The organism is Dactylosporangium sp. NPDC049140 (assembly GCF_040648435.1).
On record NZ_JBEZDS010000007.1, the window covers coordinates 65306 to 90755 of the forward strand.

General features: G+C 72.0%; 18 protein-coding genes. 12 read left to right on the plus strand and 6 right to left on the minus strand.

Translation table 11 applies throughout. The annotated features are described in order from the left end of the window. Positions 1–101 precede the first annotated feature (101 nt). Both cysC and ppc read right to left on the minus strand, forming a co-directional pair. Positions 102–1616 carry an adenylyl-sulfate kinase gene (cysC, locus tag AB0B76_RS14025; protein ID WP_360374890.1) on the minus strand — a complete coding sequence of 505 codons (1515 nt, stop codon included), beginning with the start codon at positions 1614–1616 and terminating at the stop codon, positions 102–104. Between the two features lie 114 nt (positions 1617–1730). Beyond that, on the minus strand, positions 1731–4541 hold the full coding sequence (gene ppc / locus AB0B76_RS14030; RefSeq protein WP_360374479.1) for a phosphoenolpyruvate carboxylase: 2811 nt from the start codon (positions 4539–4541) through the stop codon (positions 1731–1733). A 215-nt stretch (positions 4542–4756) separates the two neighbouring features. Here ppc and mfd point away from each other — a divergent pair, with 215 nt between their 5' ends. From mfd to AB0B76_RS14045, 3 genes are read left to right on the plus strand one after another with little or no spacing between them, the layout of a single operon-like run. Further along, positions 4757–8371: a transcription-repair coupling factor gene (gene mfd, locus AB0B76_RS14035; RefSeq protein ID WP_360374481.1), complete on the plus strand. Its 3615-nt coding sequence runs from the start codon at positions 4757–4759 to the stop codon at positions 8369–8371. Between the two features lie 14 nt (positions 8372–8385). Further along, entirely contained in the window at positions 8386–9090 is a 705-nt protein-coding gene (locus AB0B76_RS14040; RefSeq protein WP_360374483.1) for a hypothetical protein, read from the plus strand. A 5-nt stretch (positions 9091–9095) separates the two neighbouring features. Beyond that, positions 9096–10118, plus strand: coding sequence for a MazG family protein (locus AB0B76_RS14045; RefSeq protein ID WP_360374485.1), 1023 nt, complete (start codon positions 9096–9098; stop codon positions 10116–10118). 330 nt (positions 10119–10448) lie between these two features. Here the strand turns inward: AB0B76_RS14045 and AB0B76_RS14050 are convergent, their stop codons facing one another. Then, a complete protein-coding gene (locus AB0B76_RS14050; protein ID WP_360374487.1) occupies positions 10449–11465 on the minus strand; it encodes a WecB/TagA/CpsF family glycosyltransferase in 1017 nt (338 codons plus the stop codon). Between the two features lie 152 nt (positions 11466–11617). On the opposite strand from AB0B76_RS14050, the gene AB0B76_RS14055 reads away from it, so the two are divergent. The 3 genes from AB0B76_RS14055 to AB0B76_RS14065 all read left to right on the plus strand — a co-directional run bounded on the left by AB0B76_RS14055 (position 11618) and on the right by AB0B76_RS14065 (position 15014). Continuing rightward, positions 11618–12373 carry an alpha/beta fold hydrolase gene (locus AB0B76_RS14055; RefSeq protein WP_360374489.1) on the plus strand — a complete coding sequence of 252 codons (756 nt, stop codon included), beginning with the start codon at positions 11618–11620 and terminating at the stop codon, positions 12371–12373. Further along, entirely contained in the window at positions 12370–13584 is a 1215-nt protein-coding gene (locus AB0B76_RS14060) for a hypothetical protein (RefSeq protein WP_360374491.1), read from the plus strand. Before AB0B76_RS14055 ends, AB0B76_RS14060 begins: the two co-directional genes overlap by 4 nt. A gap of 212 nt (positions 13585–13796) precedes the next feature. Then, the gene (locus AB0B76_RS14065; protein WP_360374493.1) at positions 13797–15014 is read left to right on the plus strand and encodes an NADP-dependent isocitrate dehydrogenase; all 1218 of its coding nucleotides are present in this window, start codon (positions 13797–13799) and stop codon (positions 15012–15014) included. Positions 15015–15986: 972 nt separating this feature from the next. Here AB0B76_RS14065 and AB0B76_RS14070 read toward each other — a convergent pair. Continuing rightward, on the minus strand, positions 15987–16400 hold the full coding sequence (locus tag AB0B76_RS14070) for a hypothetical protein (RefSeq protein ID WP_360374495.1): 414 nt from the start codon (positions 16398–16400) through the stop codon (positions 15987–15989). Between the two features lie 39 nt (positions 16401–16439). Here AB0B76_RS14070 and AB0B76_RS14075 point away from each other — a divergent pair, with 39 nt between their 5' ends. Further along, positions 16440–17048, plus strand: coding sequence for a CGNR zinc finger domain-containing protein (locus AB0B76_RS14075; RefSeq protein WP_360374497.1), 609 nt, complete (start codon positions 16440–16442; stop codon positions 17046–17048). 32 nt (positions 17049–17080) lie between these two features. Further along, on the plus strand, positions 17081–18646 hold the full coding sequence (locus tag AB0B76_RS14080) for a hypothetical protein (RefSeq protein WP_360374499.1): 1566 nt from the start codon (positions 17081–17083) through the stop codon (positions 18644–18646). Positions 18647–19282: 636 nt separating this feature from the next. On the opposite strand, the gene AB0B76_RS14085 is transcribed toward AB0B76_RS14080, so the two are convergent. Next, positions 19283–19972, minus strand: a complete 690-nt coding sequence (locus tag AB0B76_RS14085; protein ID WP_360374501.1) for a M23 family metallopeptidase — start codon at positions 19970–19972, stop codon at positions 19283–19285. A gap of 416 nt (positions 19973–20388) precedes the next feature. Here AB0B76_RS14085 and AB0B76_RS14090 point away from each other — a divergent pair, with 416 nt between their 5' ends. The 4 genes from AB0B76_RS14090 to AB0B76_RS14105 all read left to right on the plus strand — a co-directional run bounded on the left by AB0B76_RS14090 (position 20389) and on the right by AB0B76_RS14105 (position 24612). After that, the gene (locus tag AB0B76_RS14090; RefSeq protein ID WP_360374503.1) at positions 20389–20787 is read left to right on the plus strand and encodes a cobalamin B12-binding domain-containing protein; all 399 of its coding nucleotides are present in this window, start codon (positions 20389–20391) and stop codon (positions 20785–20787) included. Positions 20788–21177: 390 nt separating this feature from the next. Next, on the plus strand, positions 21178–22353 hold the full coding sequence (gene sucC / locus AB0B76_RS14095) for an ADP-forming succinate--CoA ligase subunit beta (RefSeq protein WP_360374505.1): 1176 nt from the start codon (positions 21178–21180) through the stop codon (positions 22351–22353). A 5-nt stretch (positions 22354–22358) separates the two neighbouring features. Continuing rightward, positions 22359–23246, plus strand: coding sequence for a succinate--CoA ligase subunit alpha (gene sucD / locus AB0B76_RS14100; RefSeq protein ID WP_360374507.1), 888 nt, complete (start codon positions 22359–22361; stop codon positions 23244–23246). Positions 23247–23307: 61 nt separating this feature from the next. Beyond that, on the plus strand, positions 23308–24612 hold the full coding sequence (locus AB0B76_RS14105; RefSeq protein WP_360374509.1) for a DUF6350 family protein: 1305 nt from the start codon (positions 23308–23310) through the stop codon (positions 24610–24612). Positions 24613–24773: 161 nt separating this feature from the next. On the opposite strand, the gene AB0B76_RS14110 is transcribed toward AB0B76_RS14105, so the two are convergent. Next, a complete protein-coding gene (locus tag AB0B76_RS14110; RefSeq protein WP_360374511.1) occupies positions 24774–25364 on the minus strand; it encodes a DUF4190 domain-containing protein in 591 nt (196 codons plus the stop codon). Positions 25365–25450: the final 86 nt, after the last annotated feature.

Genomic DNA, 25450 nt, shown 5'->3' on the forward strand with positions numbered 1-25450 from the left:
GGCGGTTGGCGTCCATTGAGCGGCGGCCCCTTCGGCGTCAGGCTCTCCAGCCCTAACGTCGTGACCGCTGTGTTCGTAATGGGCGTTTCGCCCGAGTGACCCTACGGAATCGGGCGCGGGTCGAGCCAGCCGTTGCTGCCGAGGTACCGCAGGACCGTCGTCACGGCCTCGCCCTGGGACAGGTTCGTCGTGTCGATCTTGAGCTCGGCGTCGAGGGGCTCCTCGTACGGGTCGTCGATGCCCGTCATGCCCTTGATGATCCCGGCCCGAGCCTTCGCGTAGAGGCCCTTGCGGTCCCGCCGCTCGCACTCGGCCAGCGGGGTCGCGACGTGGACCAGCACGAAGCCCGCACCCGTGTTGTGCGCGAACTGGCGCGCGGCCGCGCGGGCGTCGCGGTACGGCGCGATCGGGCAGCAGATGGCCACGCCGCCGTGGCGGGCCGTCTCCGCGGCCACCCAGCCGATACGGCGGATGTTCGTGTCGCGATCCTCGGCGCTGAAGCCCAGCCCGGCGGAGAGGTGGCGGCGGACGATGTCGCCGTCCAGCAGCGTGATCGTGCGCTCGCCGGTCTCCAGCAGCACGTCGGCCAGGCCGGTGGCCATCGTGGACTTGCCGCTGCCGGAGAGGCCGGTGAAGAAGACGACAAGGCCGCGCTGCCGGCGGGGCGGGCGGGCGCGGGCCAGCTCGCGGGCCACGGCCGGCGGGGTGTGCCACTCCGGCAGGATAGTGCCGCGGTCGAGGTGGTCGTCGATCTCGGCGAAGGTCAGCGGCAGGCGGCGGTGGCGGGGCGGGATGTCGTCCCGGGAGCGCCACTGGCCGTCGCGGCCGTCGTAGGCCAGCTCGCGCGGCACCAGCACGCGCAGGCCGCCGCCGGAGAGCATCGACTCGCTGGAGGCCAGCAGGTGGGTCACGCCGTAGGCGGCCGCGACCCGGGTGCGCAGCATCGCGTCGCGGATGTCGTCGCCGTCGTGGTTGGGCAGCGGCAGGGCCACGATCGTGGAGGCCGGCATGCGGTCGCGGGCGGCCAGCACGCAGCGCACCAGCGCCTCCGGGGCCAGACCGTCGGGGCCGGGGCCGTCGACCGGGACGAGCACCACGAGGTGCGCGGCCAGGGTGCGGGCGGCGCGCGCGATCTGGGCCAGCTGCGGGCGGTGCAGCGGCCGGTCGGCGATGACCCCGAGGATCCGGCCGGACGGGAGGGTTCCGCGCACCTCCGCGGGGGTACGGCGCATCCGCCGGAACGCCCCGTGCCCGCCGTCGCCGAGGCGCCGGACGCGGCCGGCCACGCCGACCGTGGTCTTGCGGGCCGGGTAGATCTCGGTCGCGTCCAGGGCCGCGACCGGGGCGCCCTCGAGGTCGGCGAGGATCAGCACCCGCTTGCGCGGGTCGGCCACCTCGAGCTGCTCGGCGACGGCGCGGGGCAGCTCGAGGGTGACCGGCACGGGCCAGGCGGTGCCGTCGGCGAGGCGGCCGGTGCGGCGCAGCGCGATGAGGTCCGCCGAGCCGAGGAACCCGGTCAGGGGCGCGTACGCCCCCGACACCAGCAGCTCCAGGTCGGCGAGCTCGGACGGTTTCGGCGTGTAGGTCGGCGCGTCGCGCAGCACGTCATCCGGCAGGGTCCAACTATTCGGGCCCGAACCATCTGGGTCCGAACCCTCCGGGCCCGACCCATCGACACCCCAGCCGTTCACAGACACCTCGCAAGCCTGCCATAGAAGCGACTCCAGGGCTCAGCCGGTGTTGCGCATGCCCGCCGCGATGCCGTTGATCGTGGTGAGCAGCGCGCGCTCCAGGGCCGGGTCGGGCGACGAGCGGCGGCCGGTGGGCCAGTTGCCGCTGTCGGCCGACTTGCTGTCGCGGTACTGCCCCAGCAGCGTCACCTGCAGGTGGTGCAGCGGCTGGAGGTAGCTGTCGCGGACCCCGAGCGTGCGCTGCAGGACCGGCTGGCGGTCGAGCAGCTTCGACTCGCCGGTGATCGCCAGTACCTCGGCGACCGTCTGCTCGTACTCGGCGCTGATCACCTCGAAGATCGGGCGCAGCGGGGCGGGCACGAGCGTGTCGACGTACCGGGAGGCGATCTCCAGGTCGGTCTTGACCAGCATCATCTCCACATTGGACAGGAACGTGGCGAAGAAGTGCCACTTCTCGTGCATCTCGCGCAGCACGTCGCCGAGGCCGGCCTCGCGGGCCGCCTTCAGGCCGCGGCCCACGCCGAACCAGCCCGGCACGATCTGGCGCGACTGCGTCCAGCCGAACACCCACGGGATGGCCCGCAGGCCGGACAGGCCCGCGTCGGCGTTGGGGCGCTTGGCCGGGCGCGAGCCGATGTTCAGCGCGCCCAGCAGCTCGGTCGGGGTGGCCGCCCAGAAGTACGCCGGCAGGTCCGGGTTCTCCACCAGCGCCCGGTACTCGGCGAAGGCGGCGGAGGACACGGTCTCCATCGCCGAGTCCCAGCGGGCCAGCGCGTCGGCGGGCTGGCGGGGCTCGGTGTGCAACAGCGCGCTCTGCAGCACCGCGGCCAGCGTCAGCTCGAGGTTCTCGCGGGCCAGGGAGGGCAGCGTGTACTTGTCCGAGATGACCTCGCCCTGCTCGGTCACCTTGATCGCGCCGTCCAGCGTGCCCCACGGCTGGGCCAGGATCGCCTCGTGGGTCGGGCCGCCGCCGCGCCCGACGGTGCCGCCCCGGCCGTGGAACAGCCGCAGGCGCACCCCATGACGGGCCGCGACGTCGCGCAGCTGCCGCTGGGCCTTGTGGATCATCCACTGCGAGGTCGTGATGCCGGCGTCCTTGTTGGAGTCGCTGTAGCCGAGCATGACCTCCTGCACGTCGCCGCGGGCGCGCACGATCGCGCGGTACACCGGGATCGACAGCAGCTCGTCGAGCATCTCCCCGGCCATCTCGAGCTCGCGGGCCTGCTCCAGCAGCGGGGCGAAGCCGACGCGGGCCCGGGCCGACTCGATCGAGGCGCCGCCGAAGCCGGCCCCGGCGCTCACCTCGACCAGGCCCCACTCGCGGGCCAGGACCACGGCGGCGAGGACGTCGTCGATGCCCTGGGTCATCGAGATGATGTATGTCTCTACGACCTCCGGCCCGAAGCGCTCCTGCACCTCGCGGATCGCGGCGAACACGTCGAACGTCTTTCGCGCCGAGTCGGTCAGCCCGGTGTCGCGGGTGGCCAGCGGACGGCGGCCGTTGAGCTCGTCGACGAGCAGCTGGCGGCGGGCGTCGCGGGACAGCGAGGAGTAGTCGACCTCGCCGACGCGGCGGTACAGCTGGGCCAGCACCTCGTGGTGGGCGTCGGCGTGCTCGCGCACGTCCAGCGTGGCCAGCTGCAGCCCGAATGCCGACAGGGTGCGGATCGCCGAGGCGAGCTTGCCGGTCGCGGCGAGCTGGCCGCCGTTGCGGGCCAGCGACGCGCGCATGAGCTCGAGGTCGGCGATGAGCCCGCCCGTGCCGAGGTAGTCGCGTCCGGGCTTGTGCGGCGTGCCCGTGGCCAGGCGCTGCCGGGTGTGCTCGAGCTTCAGGCGGATGCAGCGCAGCTTGAGGCGGTACGACTCCTCCATGTTGACCCGGCGGTAGCGGGCCGGCAGCTCGGGGAGGTTGTCGAGGTCGGCCGCGAGGCTCGCGGAGAGGTCCAGCGAGACGCCGCGCAGCCGCTTGGAGACCGAGACCTCGTCGATGAGTGCGTCGATGACGCCCTCGGCCATCCGGATGCCGTACTCGTGCTGGATGAGCAGCACGTCGCGGGTCACCGCCGGGGTGACGAACGGGTTGCCGTCGCGGTCGCCGCCGATCCACGAGCCGAAGGTGAGCGGGCGGGCGGTCGGCGGCAGCTGTACCCCGAGGTCGCGCAGCGTCTCGTAGAGGTCGTCGAGCACCTGCGGGGCCGCGCCCTCGGCCAGGTCGGCGAGGTAGTACACCGCGTTGCGGGCCTCGTCGCTGGGCTCGGGCCGCTCCAGGCGCAGCTCGTCGGTCTGCCACAGCAGGTCGAGCAGCTCGGCCAGGCGCCGGTCGGTGCGCGCGGTGCGGGTCTTGTCCGGCTCCAGCGAGCCGTCCAGCGCGGTGGCCACGGCCTCGGCGTCGAGCTCGTCGCCGACGGCGCGCAGCTTGGTCAGCACCGAGCGGCGGGAGGCCTCGGTCGGGTGCGCGGTGAAGACCGGGCGCACGGCGAGCTTCGAGGCGATCTGGCCGATCTCGCGCACGCCCACGCCGCGGTCGGCGATGAGCTTCGCGGCACGCTCGAGCCAGCCGCCCTCGCGGACACGGATCCGGCGCAGCTCGCGCGAGCGGTGGACCTGCTCGGTGATGTTGGCGAGGTGGAAGTACGTCGAGAAGGCCCGCGCCAGCTGGGTGCCGGTGACCACGTCGAGCCCGTGCAGCCGCTCGGCGGCCGCCTCGGGGTCGGAGCGCACCAGCGCGCGCACCTCCTCGACGAGGTCGAGGAGCTGCTGGCCGTCCTGGCGCACGAGGCTCTGGCCGAGCAGCGAGCCGAGCCGGCGGATATCGGCACGCAGAGCGGCGTCAGCGGCGTCGTCGGACATGTGTCCCCTCCAAGTTGCGGTCAGCTCGGGCGGGGGACGGCGCTGTCCGATTTCTTCGGCATCGTATCGGCTCTGTCCGCGGCCCGTGGCGTTCCGGTGAGCCATGTCTCGGTTTCTGTCATACCCACGCTTGCCATACCCTCTGTATACGCTTGAACCCGCATCGACCACCCCCGCCCGAATCTGGGCGCGGGGCTGTTTGCCGTGCAGATTGGGTGCAAATCACCATGAAGCTCGCCGGTCTAACCGCCGCCGCCCTCGCCGACCCCGCCCTCGCCCGGGCGCGTGACCTCGCCCGCGCCGGACACACCGACCAGGTCGACCTGACCGGGCCGCCGGCCGTGCGCGCGTTCCTCGCCGCCACGATCGCCGCCGAGCGCCCGCTGCTGGCCGTCACCGCGACCGGCCGCGAGGCCGAGGACCTCGCCGCGGCCCTGGCCTGCCTGCTGGAGCCGGACGCGGTCGCCGTCTACCCGTCCTGGGAGACGCTGCCGCACGAGCGGCTCTCCCCGCGCTCCGACACGGTCGGGCGGCGGCTGTCGGTGCTGCGCCGCCTGGCCCACCCGACCGCGGAGGCGCCCCGGCCCCGGGTCGTGGTCGCACCGGTCCGCTCGGTGCTCCAGCCGCAGCTCAAGGGGCTGGGCGACCTGGAGCCGATCGAGCTGCACCCGGGCGGATCGGCCGACCTCGACGCGCTCACGGTGCGGCTGGCCGAACTGGCCTACGCGCGCGTCGACCTGGTCACCAAGCGCGGCGAGTTCGCCGTGCGCGGCGGCATCCTCGACGTCTTCCCGCCGACCGAGGAGCACCCGCTGCGGGTGGAGTTCTGGGGCGACGAGGTCGAGGAGATCCGCTCGTTCGCCGTCGCCGACCAGCGCACCATCGAGAAGGCCGACCGGCTGTGGGCCCCGCCGTGCCGGGAGCTGTTGCTCACCGACGAGGTGCGGGCCCGGGCCGCGGCCCTGTCCACCGACCACCCGCAGCTGGCCGAGATGCTCGACAAGCTCGCCGGGGGCATCCCCGTCGAGGGCATGGAATCGCTGGCCCCGGCCCTGCTCGGCGACACCGGGGCGCTCGAGCTCGTGCTGCACTGCATGCCCGCGGGCACCCATGTGCTGCTGTGCGACCCGGAGCGCATCCGCACCCGCGCCCACGACCTGGTCCGCACCAGCGACGAGTTCCTGGAGGCCAGCTGGGCCGCGGCGGCGGTCGGCGGCAAGGCCCCGATCGACCTCGGCGCGGCGGCCTTCCGCCACCTGGGCGACGTCCGGGCGGCGGCCGCCTCGCTGGGGCAGCCCTGGTGGTCGCTGAGCCCCTTCGCCGCGACTCCTGACTCTCCTTCCGCCGAGCCTTGGGAGGACCCGGCTCCCGCGGTCACCGTCTCGGACGACGCCGTCGCGATCACCCTTGCCGCGCAGGCCGTGCCGCTCTACCACGGCGAGACGGCCCGGGTCGTCGACGACCTCAAGCGGCTGACCGGCGACGGCTGGCGGGTCGCGATCGTCTTCGAGGGCTCCGGGCCGGCCCAGCGCGCGGCCGAGGTGCTGCGCGGCTCCGACCTCGGGGTCTCGCTCGCCTGGGAGGGGATCGCGGACGAGCCCGCGGCTGGGCTCGTCACGGTCACCACGGGCTCGCTCGAGCTCGGCTTCCTCGACGCCGACGCCAAGCTCGCGGTCATCACCGGCACCGACATCTCCGGCGGCCGGGGCGCGTCCACCAAGGACATGCGCAAGATGCCCAGCCGGCGGCGCAACCAGATCGACCCGCTGGAGCTGCGCGCCGGCGACTTCGTGGTGCACGAGCAGCACGGCATCGGCCGCTACGTGGAGATGGTCCAGCGCACGGTGAACGGGGCCGACCGGGAGTACCTCGTCATCGAGTACGCGCCGTCAAAGCGCGGCCAGCCCGGCGACCGGCTCTTCGTGCCGACCGACCAGCTCGACCAGCTCTCCCGCTACGTCGGCGGCGAGGCGCCCACGCTGCACAAGATGGGCGGCTCGGAGTGGCAGAAGGCCAAGTCGCGGGCGCGCAAGGCGGTGCGGGAGATCGCCGCGCAGCTCATCCAGCTCTATGCGGTACGGCAGAACTCGCAGGGCCACGCGTTCGGGCCCGACACGCCGTGGCAGCGCGAGCTCGAGGACGCGTTCCCCTACCACGAGACCCCCGACCAGCTCGCCGCGATCGAGGAGGTCAAGGGCGACATGGAGAAGCCGGTGCCGATGGACCGGCTCATCTGCGGCGACGTCGGCTACGGCAAGACCGAGATCGCGGTGCGGGCGGCGTTCAAGGCGGTGCAGGACGGCAAGCAGGTCGCCGTGCTCGTGCCGACCACGCTGCTGGCCCAGCAGCACTTCAACACGTTCTCGGACCGGGTCGCGCAGTTCCCGGTCGAGGTGCGGCAGCTGTCGCGGTTCCAGACGCCGACCGAGACGAAGCTGACCATGGAGAAGGTCACCGACGGCACCGTCGACATCGTCATCGGCACCCACCGGCTGCTGCAGACCGCGACCCGGTTCAAGCAACTCGGCCTCGTGATCGTCGACGAGGAGCAGCGCTTCGGCGTTGAACACAAGGAGTTCCTCAAGCAGCTGCGCGCCTCCGTCGACGTGCTGACCATGTCGGCCACGCCGATCCCGCGCACCCTGGAGATGGCGATCACCGGCATCCGCGAGATGTCCACGATCGCCACCCCGCCGGAGGAGCGCCACCCGGTGCTCACCTTCGTCGGCGCCCAGGACGACAAGCAGGTCTCCGCGGCCATCCACCGCGAGCTGCTGCGCGACGGGCAGGTCTTCTACCTGCACAACCGGGTCGAGTCGATCGAGCGGGCGGCGCGGCGGCTGCGGGAGCTGGTGCCCGAGGCGCGGGTCGCGGTCGCGCACGGCCAGATGGGCGAGGAGGCCCTCGAGAAGATCATGGTGGGGTTCTGGGAGAAGGAGTACGACGTCCTGGTCTGCACCACGATCGTGGAGAGCGGCATCGACATCCCCAACGCCAACACCCTGATCGTCGAGCGCGCCGACCTGCTCGGCCTCGCCCAGCTGCACCAGATCCGCGGCCGGGTGGGCCGGGGCCGCGAGCGCGCCTACGCCTACTTCCTCTACCCGCCCGAAAAGCCGCTGACCGAGCACGCGCACGAGCGGCTCGCCACCATCGCGCAGCACACGGAGCTCGGCGCGGGCATGTACGTGGCGATGAAGGACCTCGAGATCCGCGGCGCGGGCAACCTGCTCGGCGGCGAGCAGTCCGGGCACATCGAGGGCGTGGGCTTCGACCTCTACGTGCGGATGGTCGGCGAGGCGGTGCAGCAGTTCAAGGGCGAGCGGCCCGAGGAGGAGGAGCCCGACGTCAAGATCGATCTGCCGGTCGACGCCCACCTGCCGCTGGAATACATCGGGGCCGAGCGGCTCCGCCTGGAGATCTACCGCAAGATCGCCGGGGCCAAGGACGACACGGCGCTCGACGAGATCGTGGCGGAGATGCGCGACCGCTACGGTGAGCCGCCGCTGCCCGTCGCGAACCTCCTGGCCGTCGCGCGCTTCCGGTTCCTGGCCCGCGCCTACGGGCTCACGGACGTGTCGCTGCAGGGCAAGCACGTACGGTTCGGTCCGCTGCCGCTGCCCGACTCCAAGCAGATGCGGCTCAAGCGGCTCTACCCGGAGTCGGTGTACAAGACGGCGGCCGACACGGTCTCGCTGCCCCGGCCCTCGACCCGGCGCGTCGGCGGCGAGCCGATGCGCGACACGCAGCTGCTGGAGTGGGCGGCGGAACTACTCAAAACGGTCCTGGGCGAGCCCGCGTCGCTCCGGCCCGCGACCAGCACGCCGTGAGAAGGTCCTGCACTATGCGTGTTCGTCGCCTCGCCGGGCTGGTCGCCGTACTGCTGGCCGGCTCCGCCCTGACCGCCTGCCGCTCGCAGCCGGACGTGGCCGCGTACCTCGGCGACCGCAGGGTGACCACGGCCGAGGTCGACGCGATCGTGCAGGGCGTCAACGCCGAGGCCGACCGGCGCCTCGCCGCGTTCGCCCGGGCCCGCGCCACGGACCCAGGCACCCTCCCGCCGCCGATCGTGCGCACCACCGGCACCGAGGTCGTGTCCCTGATCGTGCTGGCCGACCTGGGCCACCGCGTCATCGCCGAGCGCGGCCTGAGCGAGCGCACGGCGCCGGCCGGCACGATCGCGGAGACGTTCGGCATGCCGCCGACCGACCCGTACGTGCTGCTGTGGGCCGACTACCTCACCGGCCTGCAGTCCGTCGCCGCCGCCGAGCAGGCCCGCCCGCTCACCGACGACGAGGCGGACCTGCTCTACGACGCGGGCGCGGCCGACCCCGACGCCGACTACGACGCCGCCGTTTACCGCTTCAAGACCCAGGTCAACCTGGCCCCGCTCTTCGGCGCGCGCCGCCGGCTCGCCGCGGCGATGGAGGGCGCGGACGTGTCGGTGAACCCGCAGTACGGCCCGGTGGTGCTGCCCGTCGTCCTCGACGGGCGGCACCTTGACGTAGGGTTCCCGAACGAGGGCGGAGTACTTTTCGAGGAGGGCTGACGGCGGTGTCGGGCAGCGTGATCCTGCTGGTGACGTCACCTCGTCTGCCGGCGGGGGTGCTGACCGCGCAGGCCTGGGACCTGGTGCGCGCGCACCCGGTGCTGACGGCGGCGGAGTCTTCGCAGACCGCCGCCCTGCGCGCCGCGGGCGCTGAGGTCACCGTTCTCCCGTCTCCGCCCGCCGCCTCGGGCTCGCCGTTGCCGCTGCCGCTGCCGCTGCTGGATTCGCCGCTTGCTCCGGTCTTGGACTCGCCACGTCCTTCGGCTCTGGACTCGCTGCTTGCGGCTCTGGACGCGCACGGCACCGTGGTCTGGCTGGCCGCTCCGGACGGCGACGAGGATCTGGCCCGCGAACTGGGTCTGCGCCTGGCCCGCGAGCCCGGGCGGGCCACCCTTGAGCTGGTGTACGGCTCATGGGACCCGGCCGGCGCGCGGCTCCTCGACGTGGTGACCGTGATGGACCGGCTCATGCACCCGGAGGCCGGCGACCCCTGGAAACGCGCCCAGACCCACGCCTCGCTGGCGCCGTTCCTGCTCGAGGAGTCCTACGAGCTCTACGACGCCATCCGCGACGAGGACGCGGACGCCGTGCGCGAGGAGCTGGGCGACGTCCTGCTGCAGGTGGTCCTGCACGCCCGCCTGGCCGAGGAGACGTCGGACTTCACGATCGACGACGTGGCCGGCGACCTCGTGGCCAAGCTGATCCGCCGCAACCCGCACGTGTTCGCGGACACCGAGGTGGGCGGCCTGGACGAGATCATCGCCAACTGGGAGCAGATCAAGAAGGCCGAGAAGTCCCGGGGCTCGGTCATGGACGGCGTGGCCCTCTCCCAGCCGGCCCTGGCCCTGGCGGCCAAGCTCCTGCAACGGGTGGCGCGCGCGGGCCTGGACGTGCCCCTCCCCCCACCGTCGACCCTGGGCGCCCGCCTGTTCGAGGCGGTGGCAACCTCGGAAGAGGACGCCGAGGCCGCCCTGCGTCAAGCGGCCTTGCACTATATGAATTCAGTACGCGCGGTTGAGACGGCCTGATTACCGAGCGAATTCTTGTCGCAAGGTCGATTAGGACGGATCGGTTAAGCTAGAGGGGTAAATAGGACGGCCCGCCACCGCGGTGGAATTCGCCTCGGGCCACGTGGGGGATGTCGCAGTTGGGGCGTTTGGTTCGCGTTCTCCCTCTGGGCATTTCAGGTAGCTGTTTTTCAGGTAGCTGTTTTTCAGGTAGCTCGCGCCCGCGGGGAGTTTCCGCCCTCAAGGAGTTCGGGTCTTCCGGGACATCACGCCCTCAGGCGGCTCTCGGCCTCAGGGCGTTCGCGGCCTCACGGCGTTCAGGCCTTCCGGGACTTCACGCCCTCAGGCAGTTCACGCTCGGTGCGCGGGCCTGCGAGTCAGACGTTGATGGAGGGACCGGGCCAGTAGCGCGGCGGCGAACGGGGCGTCTTCCCGCAGGTACCGCCGAGCCAGCCTTCGCGGTTCCCGGGCCAGCCGGTCCAGCCATTCGAGGCCGGCCTTCTGCAACACCGGCCGGGCGCGCTGGATGTCGCCGGCCACGAAGTTGACGGCGGCGCCGCAGCCGAGGAACCACGTCGCGGGCAGCGCCTCCCGCAGTGACGCGATCAAGTGCTCTTGCCCGGGGAAGCCGATCCCGACGTACACCATCTGCGGTTGAGCCTTGATGACCCTCGCGCAGACGGCCCGTAACAGTCGCGGGTCGCGATCGAACCCGAACGGCGGACAGTACGCGCCGGCGATGCGCAGGCCGGGGCAGTCCTCCGCCAGGCGCGCGGCCGCGCGGTGTGCACCGTCGAGGTGGGTGAACCCGCCCGCCGGGCGCGCGGCCGCGCCGTGAGCGCCGTCGCGGTGGGTGGATCCGCCCGCTAGGCGTGCGGCCGCACGGTCTGCGCCGTCGCGGTGGGTGGATCCGTCTGCCAGGCGCGCGGCCGCACGATCTGCGCCGTCGCGGTGGGTCAACCCGTCTGCCAGGCGCGCGGCCGCACGATCTGCGCCGTCGCAGTGGGTCAACCCGTCTGCCAGGCGCGCGGCCGCACGGTCTGCGCCGTCGCGGTGGGTCAACCCGTCTGCCAGGCGCGCGGCCGCACGGTCTGCGCCGTCGCGGTGGGTCAACCCGTCTGCCAGGCGCGCGGCCGCACGATCTGCGCCGTCGCAGTGGGTGAATCCGCCCGCCGGGCGCGCGGCCGCGCCGTGAGCGCCGTCGCGGTGGGTGAGCGCGAGGCCGGGCGGGTCGGCCTCGGCCGGGGTGCCGCCCAGCACGAACACGCTGCCGCCGTGCTCGGCCAAGGCCCGCGACAAGGACCAGATCAGGTCCGAGCCGGCCACCCGCGCCGGCAACGCGCGGCCCGCGAGGCGCGCGGCCCACACGAGCGGCGCCGTCCGCCACCACCAGGTCGGCCGCGCTGAGCTGCGCTCGCAAGGCGGCGTCGCGCGCCACCTGCCGCAGCCGGAGTCGTGAAGGTCGAAAGCGTGCTCGGGGCCCTCCACCGGAGGGGCCGCGGCATCTAGGCTGCATATCCATGCGGCTTCACGTTCGCGTACACGGGGACGGCCTTGCCGGAATGCCGTACCTGCTGGTCCACGGGCTGTCCTCGAACGCCCGGCTGTGGGACGGGGTGGCCGAGCACCTGGTGGCCGCGGGCCATCCCGTGCACGCGGCCGACCTGCGCTCGCACGGGGAGTCGCCGAGCCCGCCGGACGGGTACGACACCGTGACCGCCGCCGACGATCTCGACCGGCTCGGCCTGCCGCCGGCGATCGTGGCCGGGCAGTCGTGGGGCGGCAACGTGGTGGTACAACTGGCGGCTCGTCATCCGGAACGCGTGCGCGCCCTGGCCCTCGTCGACGGCGGGTGGATCAACCTCGCGGCGCAGTTCCCCAGCTGGGCGGCGTGCCAGGCGCGACTGCGGCCCGCGGACGTGAGCGGGCTGACCGCGACGCGGCTGCGGGAGCGGCTGCGGTCGGCGCACCCGGACTGGGAGCCGTGGGCGATCGAGGCGACGGTGTTCAACCTGGCCATTCACCCCGACGACTCGCTGACCCGCCGCCTGCCCATCCCCCAGCACATGGAGATCGTGCGCAGCATGTGGGACGACCCGCCGCAGCCGTACTTCCCGCGCATCGACGTCCCCGTGCTCGCGATCCCGGCCGGCCCGCACACGCCCGACCTGGACGGCCTGCGCGACGTGAAGGTCCGGCCGTACCCGGGCGGCGACCACGACCTGCACGCCCAGCACCCCGCGTCGATCGCGGCCGACCTGCTGAGCCTCGCATGACGGGCCTCCTGGTGATCATGGGCTCGGGCGAGACCGCGCCGACGATGGTCAAGCCGCACCGCGAGATCTTCCAGCGCTGCGGGGACCGCCCGGCGGTGCTGCTCGACACCCCGTACGGCTTCCAGGAGAACGCCGACGACATCTCGGCCAAGGCGGTGAAGTACTTCGCCGACAGCACCGGCCGCGGCCTCTCGGTCGTCACCTGGCGCACCGCGCCCGCGCCGGGCCTGCCGCTCGAGCGCGCGCTGACGGGCCTGCGGGAAGCCGGCTGGCTGTTCGCGGGCCCGGGCAGTCCGACCTACGCCCTCCGGCAATGGGCCGAAACGCCTTTCCCATCGGTACTCGTTGAGGTGCTCGAATCCGACGGCGTCGTCTGCTTCGCCTCCGCGGCGGCGCTCACGCTCGGATCGCACACGATCCCGGTGTACGAGATATACAAGGCCGGCACCGACCCCCACTGGGTGCCCGGGCTCGACCTGTTCCACCAGGTCACCGGCCTGCCCGCGGTGATCATCCCGCACTACGACAACGCCGAGGGCGGGCACCACGACACCCGCTACTGCTACCTCGGCGAGCGGCGCCTGGCCATGCTGGAGCCACTGCTGCCGCCGGAGGCGTTCATCATCGGTGTCGACGAGCACACCGCGGGGCTGTTCGACCTGGCCGCGCGCACCGTCACCGTCGTGGGCAACGGCGGCCTGACCCTGCGGCGCGGCGGCAACTCGCAGTGCTGGCCGGCCGGTACGACGCTGCCCTTCTCCGTCTTCACCGGCACTGTTTTCGTTCCGGGTAACGATCTTGAACCGACCCCGGCCCCGGCCCCGGCCGATCCGCCGCCGCTCACGTCGCTGGCCGCCTCGACCCAGGAGACGACGGCCCGCTTCGACGCGTGCCTGGAGGCCCGCGACCCGGACGGCTGCGTCGCCGCGGCCCTCGACCTGGAGCAGGCGCTGCAGGACTGGATCGCGGACACCGATGTCTCGGACGAGCGCGAGCAGGCCCGGGCGGCACTGCGCGGCATGCTGGTGCGGCTCGGCTCCTTCGCCGGGCCGGATCGGTTCACGCCGCTGGTTTCGGCCCTGGTCGACCTGCGCACGGAGGCGCGGGCGGGGCGGGACTGGGCCTTGAGCGACTCGCTGCGCGACGTGCTGGCCTCGGCGAACGTGACGATTCAGGACACTCCGGCGGGCCCCTCCTGGTCGGCTCAGTAGCGGCGCTCCGAGCGATGCGATAAGTCGGGCGCTCCGCACCGCGACTTATCGGACAATTCACGATTTTTGAGTATGCTCGCGGGCTCAGGGGTCGGCTCGGGTGTTGGGCCGCCCATGCAGTACGCTCGTACTGCTAAGCGAGGAATCAGCCCTCCCATGGCGGAGGAGAACCTCCCCGGGCGGGAGGGCAGCGCGAGAGGAGCGCCCGGCCGATGGCGAAGATCAAGGTAAACAACCCTGTCGTCGAGCTCGACGGCGACGAGATGACCCGGATCATCTGGAAGCAGATCCGCGAGCAGCTGATCCTGCCGTACCTCGACGTCGATCTGAAGTACTACGACCTTTCGATCGAGTACCGCGACCAGACCGACGACCAGGTCACGGTCGACGCCGCGAACGCCATCAAGCAGTACGGCGTCGGCGTCAAGTGCGCCACGATCACGCCGGACGAGGCGCGCGTGGAGGAGTTCTCGCTCAAGAAGATGTGGCGCTCCCCGAACGGCACCATCCGCAACATCCTTGGCGGCGTGGTCTTCCGCGAGCCGATCATCATGGCCAACGTGCCGCGCCTGGTCCCCGGCTGGACCAAGCCGATCATCATCGGCCGCCACGCCCACGGCGACCAGTACAAGGCGACCGACTTCGTGGTCCCCGGCCCGGGCAAGGTCACGGTCACCTACACCCCGGCCGACGGCAGCGCCCCGATGGAGTTCGAGATCGCCGACTTCCCGGGCGGCGGCGTCGCCATGGGCATGTACAACTACGACGACTCGATCCGCGACTTCGCCCGCGCGTCGTTCCGCTACGGCCTCGACCGCGGCTACCCGGTGTACCTGTCGACGAAGAACACGATCCTCAAGGCGTACGACGGCCGCTTCAAGGACCTCTTCGCCGAGGTCTTCGAGGCCGAGTTCAAGGACGCGTTCGCCGAGGCCGGCCTCACGTACGAGCACCGCCTCATCGACGACATGGTCGCCGCGGCCCTGAAGTGGGAGGGCGGCTTCGTGTGGGCCGCCAAGAACTACGACGGCGACGTGCAGTCCGACACCGTGGCGCAGGGCTTCGGCTCGCTCGGCCTCATGACGAGCGTCCTCATGACCCCGGACGGCAAGACCGTCGAGGCCGAGGCCGCGCACGGCACCGTCACCCGGCACTACCGCCAGTGGCAGAAGGGCGAGAAGACCTCGACGAACCCGATCGCGTCCATCTTCGCCTGGACGCGTGGCCTCGCCCACCGCGGCAAGGTCGACGGCACCCCCGAGGTCACGAACTTCGCCAACGTCCTGGAGCAGGTCTGCGTCGACACCGTCGAGGGCGGCCAGATGACGAAGGACCTGGCCCTCCTGATCTCGCGTGACGCCCCCTGGCTGACCACGGACGAGTTCATGAACGCGCTGGACCAGAACCTTGCGAAGCGCCTGAGCGCCTGACGCACAGCCCAACACCGGCCCCGCCACCCCGAAAGGGGCAGCGGGGCCGGCCCCTTTTCGGGGAGGCATCCGCCCGAGCCGAAAACAGGCTCGGCCCATACCAGGCCGGTAAGTCGCTTCAATGGAGAGCCAACGCCGCCGGCGCCCTCTAGCGGCCAGCCGGACGCCTGACGAGCCGACATCACACCGCCCTGCGAAATCGGACGGCGGGCCCCTCGTCCGGCGCCCGAGTCGAACCCGAACGCAAGACCGGGCCCCACCCCAGCCCGATGGACAAGCTGAACCGAAACTGCGGGACGCGCCTTAACGCAACCTGCAGGCGCGCTCGAACTCGAACCCGCAAGGGCGCGCTGAACCCAACCCAGCAGGGTGCGCGTGAGCCCGACCCATTGGGGAGCGCTCGAACTCGGCCCGTTTGGGCACGTGCTGAACCCCCACCCGCAAGGGCACGCCGAACCCCGCGCCCGGGTTCGCTTGAACCCGAGCCCGCAGGGCGCCCTCGAGCTCGGCCACCGGGGCTCGCTAAACCCCCGCCCCGGGCTCGCTTAACCCGAACCCGCAGGGCGTGCTCGGACTCGGCCCGCGGGCAGCGCTCTACCCGACCCGCCGATGACGGCGCAGTGGGTCGCACCGGCGGTCTCGATGATCAGGGCCCGCCGGGCCCAACCGGCAAGGGCGCGCACGCCTACAACCAGGGGCGCCAAGGCCCGCCGACCACAACCACGAGCAGCGACACCCGCCCACAGCGCTTGTGCAACCCCAACCCCAAGGGCCCGCTTGTCCACACCGACGGCGCCAAGCCCGACAACCACAAGCAGCGACAACCCGTCCACCGTGCTCGATAGACAACCCCGCCGCCGACCTCACCGCCGACTGGTTCGCCGCCGACCGCAGCCCACGCGCGTGACCTCACCGCAGGTCGATGCCCAAGCCGCCGATCCGAGCCGTAGCCGCCTCCGACCGGCCTCGCCCTCAGGACGTCAGGACCCCGATCCCCAGGCTCAACGCCCCCGCCGCCAGGCAGACCGCCCCCAGCCACACCATGACGATCGCCCCATTCGGCGCCGTCCGCCCCTTCCCGGCCGACGAGGCGAAGAACCCGCCCGGCATCAGAATCGCCGCGGCCAGGATCCCGACCCGCCCGAGCCATCCGATGACACCGTCGAGCCGGGCGAGGTCCGCGTAGAGGACACCGACCAGCCCCAGCGTGACGAGAACCCCGGCGTGCGCGTGCCCGGCCCGCGCGAAGGCCTGCTGGAAGGGCGTCATTGGCACCGAGCCGCGCACGATCTTGGTGAGAAAGTAGCCGCCGAACTCGATGGTCACGATTGAGAGCAGGGCGATCCCGGCCAGGATGCGGCCGGCGTCGGTGAACTCGAACTGCATTTTCGGGCCTCCCCGTCACTGCCTTGTTAGGCTATGGCAGTGACGATAGTCGGAGGAGGCATCACTGGTCAAGCGGCGATAGACAGTTACGTCGCGACCTGGGTCGATCTGTGTCTGGCGATCGTCAACGACCTCGCGATCGAGGTGCGACAGGGTCGGCAGGTGCCGGCCGACGCCGGGCTCGCCGACGCGTTCGCGCACCTGGCGGCCAACCCGCTGACCAAGGACTTCGAGGTGTCATCGGCCGACGTCGACGACCTGGGCTCGGCGGCACGGCGCCTGCACATCGCGATCGACACGTGCATCGCCGGCGACCTGCTGACCGCCGCGTTCGCGCTGAACACGGTGCTGGCGGAGTTCGGAGCGGTACCAAATCTGCATGCCGCTCCCGGAGGAGTGCCGCACCTGGCCTTCCACGGGGCGGACGCGCCGATCGTGGACGCCTGGGCGGCCGAGTCCGCGACCGCGCTGGCCTTTCTCATCGGTACGCGCCAGACCCATCGGCTCGGCCAGTGCTCGGCCGACACCTGCGACGCGTACTACCTCGACTCGACGAAGAACGCGTCCCGCCGCTTCTGCTCGCTCGCCTGCCAGAACCGGGCCAAATCGGCCGCCTACCGCCAGAAGCGCCGCGACCAGCCCGGATAGAAACTGTCGTACCCACCCGTCATCCTGTCTCCGTGAACCTCATCGCTCGCGCAGCAGGCGTCGTAGTAATCGGGCTCGGCGTGGTAGCCACCGTCGCCGGCCTGGCGCTGCCGTGGACGATGGCCGGCGGCCGGCATCCCGACCTGGTCACCATCGCCGGCATCGCCTTCCTGGGGCCGCTCCTGAGCGGGCTCTGCGTCGTGTACGGGCGAACGGAACCCCGCCGCTCCCGCCTGATCTCGGTCGTGGCCGGAGTCGCGGCCGCGGCCGCGACCGTGATCGCGGTGGCGCTCGCCCGCCTGGTCGAGCCGAGCGCGGGCATCGGCCTCGGCGGCCCCGTAACCGTCGTGGGCACCGCGGCGCTGGTCCTCGGCTGGGCGACGCTGGTCGTCACCGGCGTGGGCCGCCTGCCCGGCGCGAACTGGCGACGATGGACTCCCGTCGGGATTTTCGCAGTTGTACTCGCTGTAGCCGCCGGATACGCCATCTCCTGGGCGCGCGAGGGAAGGTTCGTCGACTCGACCACCGCCGGCGCGGCTCCCTCGGCCTCGCAGACGCAGACTTGGCCGCTGGCGTTCACCGGGACGCAGCTCGTGGGCGTGCACAAAGACCTGGCCGTCGTCCGCGCGAGCGACGGCATCCGGGCGGTCTGGCTCAGCAGCGGCAGCACGGCCTGGCAGTACCTGCGCTCCGACCTGCCCAGCCAGGCCGCGGGGCTGGTCGACGGCGCGGTCGTGGTCGTGTTCGGCACCGACGACGGGGTGCTCGTCACCGCCCTCGACGCGGCGAGCGGGGCGGAGCGGTTCTCCAAGCGGTACCAGTCCGGGAAGATGGCGACCGTGCACGCCGCCGGCCGCACGGCGGTGCTGTCCGGGGCCGGGACCGGCGCCGGAGACCTGCTCGGCATCGACGCCCACGACGGCACCCAGCGCTGGCGCTGGACCCCGGCCCGCGGCGGGGCGCCGTGCGACGTGACCGACCTGGCCGGCTCGCCGCAGACCGTCTCGGTGGGGCTGCGCTGCCGGGCCCAGGGCGTCGACGACGTAGCCGTCGGGCTCGACACCGCGACCGGGGCCGAGCGCTGGTCGTGGCACGCGATCCAGCGCGGTACCGCCGAGCTGCGGGTCCTGCCCGTCGGCGCCGGGTTCGTCACGCTGACGGGCGCGGCTCCGCAGCGGGCGACGTACATGGACGCGGCCAACGGCTCGGTCGGCCCGCGCCACGACGCGCCCGGCACGCTGCCGCTGTCGGTGGGCGCGAGCATCGTCTACGCCGATCCGGGCTCGGCCCAGGCCCACCTCGCCTCCGTCGAGGCGGCGACGGGCAAGGTGCAGTGGAACGTCGGCCTGGCCGGCCTGGGCGGCTACCAGCCGGTGGCGGCCACGACGGCGGACGGCCGCGCGTACCTCCTGTGGCGCAACACGGCCGGCGCCCTCCGCCTCCTCACCGCCTCGACGAACGACGGTTCGACGACCGAAGAGCGGGCGATCGCCTGCAACACGCGCTGCCCGGAGGCCACGGTCGAGGCAGCGAACGGCCACGCGGTGGTCGCAACCCGAGAGGAGAAGGCCACGCAGCTGTACTTGAGCGCAATCTGACCGCGGCGCCGCAGAAGGCCGGGCGCGGCACCAGCCCACGCTGGGCAGAGGACCGGGCCGCATGAAGCCGGGGCGCGGCGCCCGTCCGCGTTGGACAGTGGACTGGGCCGTGCGAGGCCCGGAGCGGCGCCCGTCCACGCCGAACGGAAGACCAGGCCGCATGAGGCCGGGAGCGGCACCCGTCCACGCTGGGCGGAGAACGAGGCCGTGTTAATGCCCGGAGCGGCGCCCATCCGCGCTGGGCGGAGGACTGGGCCGTGTCAGGCCCGGAGCGACGCTCGTTCACGCCGAACGGAAGACCGGCCCGTGTGAGGCCTGACGCGCCGTCCGTCCGCGCTGGGCGGAGGACTGCGCCGCGTGAGGCCCGGAGCGGCGCCTGTCCACGCCGAACGGAAGACCGGGCGGCATGAAGCCGGGAGTGGCACCTGCCGGCGCCGGACGGAGGATCGGGCCAGGAGTGGCGCCGTCCGCGCCGAGCGGAAATGCCGGTCGTGTGAGGCCAGGAGCGGCGGCCGTCGGCGCTTGACCGAGGACGGGCCGCGGGCGCCCGGGGACGCGGTACGGGCGTGGACAGGAATCACCGGCCGCCGTGAACCCGAAAGCAGCGTGTGGGAACTGCGGGGCCGGCAACCGGGTTCAGGCTGCCGAAAAACGCATGATGTGTGCCGGGGCGGCCGCAATGGGCGACGTCGCGCGCATGATCCCGGGAAAGCGCGAAAGCGCGAAAGCTATTGACGAATAGATCGCTTCCGCGTGTTTCTGGACGTCCGCGCCGTGTTTGCGCATGAAAGACAGCGGCCCGATCGGTCTGTCGTTCTGGCGTACCTCGAAGTGCAAGTGTGAGCCGAACGAGTGGCCCGTGTTGCCCACCAGGGCCAGCCGATCCCCCGCGCGGACCTGCTCGCCCTCCTTGCACGGGAGCTTGGAGGCGTGGCCGTACACGGTCACGATGCCGTCGCCGTGGTCGATCATGACGTTGTAGCCGTAGCCGGCGTTCGGGCGGCACAGGATGACCTTGCCCGCGGCTACGGCAACGAAGGGGGTGCCCAGGTCCACGCCCGGGTGCAGGCGGCCCCAGCGCTCCCCGTTGAACGAGGTCAGCGTGTACTTGCGCAGCGGCAGGATCCACACGCCGGGGGCCGGCTGGTTGGCCGTCGTCACGGTGCTGTGCACGTCGCCGCGGCTCGCGCGGTCGCCCGACCGGGTGGTGATGTCGTCGTAGTTGCTCGTCGACTGCATGGTCAGGTCGTCGGTGTGCGGCTCGCCCAGGGCGGTCGCGGTACCGAGGGCCACCACCCCCGAGGCGACAAGCGCGGTGGTGAGCACGGCGAGGTACCGGCTGCGCGGGCTTTCGAGGCTCCGCCGGCGGCGGCCCGGTAATTGGCGCGCGAGGTTGCTGTGGGCAACGCAGGAACCTCCGAGTAGCGAACCGTCCGGAACATAAAGCGGCGGGAAATCGTGAGTATGAATCAAAAATGGTCTGAACCGAACGTCACCGTGGTCATGCCGGAATCGTCCGCACAAGTTGTGGTGCGCGCCGCGCCGAGGGAGATGCGTGATTATGCCCGTCGGGTTGGTTGTGCGTAACCGCGATGTCCCGTGGTCGTTGCGACACCCCGCCCTGCGGAAAAGGCCACTCGAAAAGCATCGCGGAAAAGGCTGCGGTACCTTCGGCTGAGGCCCCGCGACGGTGCGGGACCCAACCCAGTGGCCGCCACGAACGGCCGGGAAGGACCGTGAGGATGAGCGCGCGGACCCGCGTCGTCATCGCCAAGCCTGGCCTCGACGGACACGATCGAGGCGTCAAGATCGTTGCTCGTGCGCTGCGCGACGCCGGCATGGAGGTCATCTACACCGGGCTGCACCAGACGCCCGAGCAGATCGTGGAGACCGCGATCCAGGAGGACGCCGACGCCGTGGGGCTGTCGGTGCTCTCGGGCGCGCACATGACGCTGTTCAAGCGGGTGATCGAGCTGCTGGCCGAGCGGGGCGCCCCCGACGTCACCGTGTTCGGCGGCGGGATCATCCCGGACGAGGACCTGCCCGAGTTGCAGCGGCTGGGTGTGGCGGCCATCTTCACGCCGGGCGCGACCACGCAGTCCATCGTGGAATGGGCTCAGAAGACGCTGAACGCCGAATAGGCCGGCGTCAAAGCCGAAAAGACAAAGGGGGAGGGGCCGGACGCACCCCTCACACGTCCGGCCCCTCTATCGCACGATGCCCCGCCGCCACCCCTCGACCGACAGGGCATCGGCCGTTCTGGTGCCGGCCTCGCCCGCAGGTTTTCCCGTGGGCGGGCCGACACTGCTCTCAACGACGATGCGCCGAGGGGGTTACGCGGTCTCGCCCGTGTCCCCCGGAAGTGAAACCCCGTGTCCCCCGGAAGTGAAAGCAGAATCCCGGAACTGAAAGTGGAATGGGGCACATCGGGAACCCGCGCCGCGCCCGGCGGCCCACCCGTGACTAGGCTGCGATCGTTGAGCCGTCCTCGCGATGGGGCAGGCGGCACGGTTGACGGAACGGGACCAACTGTGGACCTGTACGAGTACCAGGGGCGCGCCCTCTTCGCCAAGCACGGGCTGCCCGTGCTGGGCGGCGGTGTCGCCGAGACCCCTGACGAGGCCCGGGCGATCGCCGAACAACTTGGCGGCCGGGTCGTCATCAAAGCCCAGGTGAAGGTCGGCGGCCGCGGCAAGGCCGGTGGCGTCAAGCTCGCGGAGGGCGCCGACGAGGCGACCACGCACGCGACAAACATCCTCGGCATGGACATCAAGGGCCACACGGTCCACAAGGTGATGGTCACCACCACGGCCGACATCGCCGAGGAGTACTACTTCTCCTACCTGCTCGACCGTGCGAACCGCACGTTCCTGTGCATCGCCAGCGTCGCCGGGGGCATGGAGATCGAGACCGTCGCGCACGACGCGCCGGACAAGGTCGCCAAGGTCGCCATCGACGCGGTGAAGGGCGTCGACGAGGCGACCGCGCGGCAGATCGTCCAGCAGGCGCAGTTCCCGGCCGACGTCGCCGACCAGGTCGTGGCGATCGCGGTCAAGCTGTGGGACGCGTTCGTCGCCGAGGACGCCACCCTCGTCGAGGTCAACCCGCTGGCCAAGACCACCGACGGCACCGTGCTGTGCCTCGATGCGAAGGTCACGCTCGACGCCAACGCGGACTTCCGGCACCCGGACCACGAAGAGCTCGAGGACAAGGCCGCGGCCGACCCGCTGGAGCAGGCGGCCAAGGAGAAGAACCTCAACTACGTGAAGCTCGACGGCAACGTCGGCATCATCGGCAACGGCGCGGGCCTGGTCATGTCGACCCTGGACGTCGTGGCGTACGCGGGCGAGGGCCTCGGCAGCAAGCCGGCCAACTTCCTCGACATCGGCGGCGGCGCCAGCGCCCAGGTCATGGCCAACGGCCTGGAGATCGTGCTGGGCGACCCCGACGTGAAGAGCGTCTTCGTCAACGTCTTCGGCGGCATCACCGCCTGCGACGCGGTCGCCAACGGCATCGTGCAGGCGCTGCAGCTGCTCAAGGACCGCGGCGAGGCCGTCGCCAAGCCGCTCGTGGTGCGCCTCGACGGCAACAACGCCGAAGAGGGCCGCCGTATCCTCGACGAGGCCGCCAACCCGCTGATCGAGCGGGTGGACACGATGGACGGCGCGGCCCGCCGGGCCGCCGAGCTCGCAGCGAGTGGGGTGTAACGACCATGGCGGTATGGCTGACCGAGTCCAGCAAGGTCATCGTGCAGGGCATGACCGGCGCCGAGGGCTCCAAGCACACCCGGCGCATGCTCGCCGCGGGCACCGACGTGGTCGGCGGCGTGAACCCGCGCAAGGCGGGCCAGCAGGTCGACTTCGACGGCACCAAGCTGCCGGTGTTCGCCAGCGTCCGCGAGGCGATGGAGCAGACCGGCGCCGACACCAGCGTCATCTTCGTCCCGCCGGCCGGCACCAGGTCGGCCACGCTCGAGGCGATCGACGCGCAGATCCCGCTCGCGGTGGTCATCACCGAGGGCGTGCCGGTTCACGACACGGCCTCGTTCTGGGCCCACGCCCAGGCGACCGGGAACAAGACGCGGATCATCGGCCCGAACTGCCCGGGCATCGCCAGCCCCGGCAAGTCCAACGCCGGCATCATCCCGGCCGACATCACCGGCCCGGGCAAGATCGGCCTGGTGAGCAAGTCGGGCACGCTGACCTACCAGATGATGTACGAGCTGCGCGACATCGGCTTCTCGACGTGCATCGGCATCGGCGGCGACCCCGTCATCGGCACCACGCACATCGACGCGCTCGCCGCGTTCGAGGCCGACCCGGAGACTGCGGCGATCGTCATGATCGGCGAGATCGGCGGCGACGCCGAGGAGCGGGCCGCCGACTTCATCAAGGCCAACGTGCGCAAGCCGGTCGTCGGCTACATCGCGGGCTTCACCGCCCCGCCCGGCAAGACCATGGGCCACGCGGGTGCGATCATCTCCGGCTCGGCGGGCACCGCCGACGCCAAGAAGCTCGCGCTCGAGGCGGCCGGCGTCGCGGTCGGCAAGACCCCGACGGAGACCGCCAACCTCATGCGGGACATCGTCACCGCCCTTTAAACGCAGTTCGGACGGCCGGGGTTAGTGACCGGCCGTCCGGACTTTGGCAAAGTACAAGGCGATGCCGACCACCACCCCTGAAGACCCGGAAGAGGGGGCGCCGACCCGGCTCGCCGACCGCGAGACCGTCCGGTTGCCGATCCAGCGGCGCTCGGTGCGAGGCAAGGACCCCGCCAAGCGCCCGGCTCGCCGTGCCCCGCTCGCCCTCGCCGCGGTCGTCAACTCGTTCTGGGCCGCCCTGGTCTCCCTGGTGCCGACCCTGCTCGTGGTCTGGCTCCTCTTCGCGATGGACAGCTCCGGCGCCCCGCTCGGCCAGGTGCTGCGCCTCGGGCTCGCCGGCTGGGTCCTGGCGCACTGGGTACCGCTGCAGACCGGCATCGGCCCGGTCAGCCTCGCCCCGCTCGGGCTCACCGCCATCGCCGCGTGGCGGGTCTACCGCGCGGGCGTGCACACGGCCCGCGCGATCGGCGCCCGCGCCCACCACAAGCGCGCACCGTGGTCCCCGTGGCCGGCCGCGCGCGCCGGGGCCGGGATCATGGTGGTGTACGCCGGGCTGGGCGCCCTCGCCGCGACGATCGCCGGCCACAACGGCATCAGCGTCCCCATCGTGCGCGCCGCGTTCACCTTCGGCGGCTTCGGCCTGGTCGCGGGCTCCCTCGGGGCGTTCGCCGAGGCCCGCGGCATCGCCCGGCTGGCCGTGCGCACGCCGCGGGTGCTGCGCGACGCGACCCGCACCGGGGCCGTCGCCGCCCTGCTCATCCTGGGCGCGGGCGCGGCGACCACCGGCATGGCGGTCGCGTTCAGCGGCGGCGACGCGAGCCAGATCATCGACGACTACCACACCGGCATCGCCGGGCAGATCGGCCTCGTGGTCGTCTGCGGGTTCTTCGCCCCGGACGTGACCGCGTGGACCGCCAGCTACCTCGTCGGGCCCGGGTTCACCATCGGCTCGGGGACCTTCATCAGCGCGGCGCACGTGACGGTGGGGTCTCTGCCCGCGGTACCGCTGCTGGCTGGTCTGCCTTCAACCCCCGCGACCGGTTACGCGCCGCTGCTGCTCGGCCTGCCCCTGCTCGCGGCCCTCGTCGCGGGCTGGCTGCTGGCGCGCCGGTCGCTGCGCCTCGATCCGGACCGCTCCTGGTTCGCGCTGCTCGGCTCGGCGGTCCTGGCCGGGCCCGTCGCCGGCGTGCTGCTCGCGCTGGCGAGCGCCGCGGCGAGCGGCTCGATGGGCGCCGACGGCCTGGCCGACATCGGACCGCACGCGGGCGCGGTCGGCTTCGTCGCCATGTTCATGGTCGCGATCGGGGCGCTGCTGGCAACGGCGGCGACCAAGCTGGCCCTGCGCGCGAAAAGAGCACGCGAATAGCGGACCGGCAACCGAAAAGGACGCGCGAATAGCGGACCTGCGACCGAAAAGGGCCCGCGAGTGGCGCGCCTAGCGGCGATCAAGCCGACCCTCCGCGCGCGAAAAGAGCACGCGAAGAGGGCGCGCGAGCAGCTCGCGCGCCCCTCAGCTGCCGCGGAAAGCTAGTAGCCGTAGCTCATGTTCAGCGCGAAGCGCAGGATGAGCAGGAGCAGCCCGAGCACGGCACCGATGGCACCGCAGATGATGCCGGCCAGCGCCATCCCCCGGTTGTTCGCCAGGCCCTGCTTCACCTTGTTCATGCCCAGGTAGCTCACGACCACGCCGGCGATGCCGAGCGGCAGGCCGAGGTAGAAGCAGCAGACCAGCGGGATCGACGCGATGCCCAGGATCATGCCGACGAGGCCGAGGGTGTTCGACGGCTGCCCGCCGGGCTGGCCGTAGGGCGCCTGGTAGCCGGCGGCCGGGTACGCCCCGCCGCTGGTCGGGTAGGCGCCACCGCTGGTCGGGTACGGCGTGCCGGAGACCGGGGGCTGCTGCGCGTACGGGTCCTGGTACGCGGGCTGCTGCGGCTGGGCGTAGGGGTCCTGGTACGCGGGCTGCTGCGGCTGCGCGTACGGGTCCTGGTAGCCCGGCTGCTGCTGCGGCTGCCCGTACTGGGGCTGGCCGTACTGCGGCTGCTGCGGCTGCTGGCCGTAGGGATCCTGGTTGGGCTGCTGCCCGTACGGATCCTGGCCCGGTGGTGGGTAGCCCATGACTTCTGGCTCCTAAGGCTGGGGACTGTCGGCTGCGTGGTGGTTCGCACCAGGGTAGTCCCGAGGGGATACGGAACCACGGCAGC

Bases quoted from the DNA above. Each gene is read 5' to 3' on its own strand.
- AB0B76_RS14055 (WP_360374489.1), top strand. From the start codon at position 11,618: ATGCGGCTTCACGTTCGCGTACACGGGGACGGCCTTGCCGGAATGCCG.
- AB0B76_RS14105 (WP_360374509.1), top strand. From the start codon at position 23,308: ATGCCGACCACCACCCCTGAAGACCCGGAAGAGGGGGCGCCGACCCGG.
- AB0B76_RS14090 (WP_360374503.1), top strand. From the start codon at position 20,389: ATGAGCGCGCGGACCCGCGTCGTCATCGCCAAGCCTGGCCTCGACGGA.
- AB0B76_RS14040 (WP_360374483.1), top strand. From the start codon at position 8,386: ATGCGTGTTCGTCGCCTCGCCGGGCTGGTCGCCGTACTGCTGGCCGGC.
- AB0B76_RS14065 (WP_360374493.1), top strand. From the start codon at position 13,797: ATGGCGAAGATCAAGGTAAACAACCCTGTCGTCGAGCTCGACGGCGAC.
- ppc (WP_360374479.1), bottom strand. From the start codon at position 4,541: ATGTCCGACGACGCCGCTGACGCCGCTCTGCGTGCCGATATCCGCCGG.
- AB0B76_RS14070 (WP_360374495.1), bottom strand. From the start codon at position 16,400: ATGCAGTTCGAGTTCACCGACGCCGGCCGCATCCTGGCCGGGATCGCC.
- AB0B76_RS14110 (WP_360374511.1), bottom strand. From the start codon at position 25,364: ATGGGCTACCCACCACCGGGCCAGGATCCGTACGGGCAGCAGCCCAAC.
- AB0B76_RS14060 (WP_360374491.1), top strand. From the start codon at position 12,370: ATGACGGGCCTCCTGGTGATCATGGGCTCGGGCGAGACCGCGCCGACG.
- sucD (WP_360374507.1), top strand. From the start codon at position 22,359: ATGGCGGTATGGCTGACCGAGTCCAGCAAGGTCATCGTGCAGGGCATG.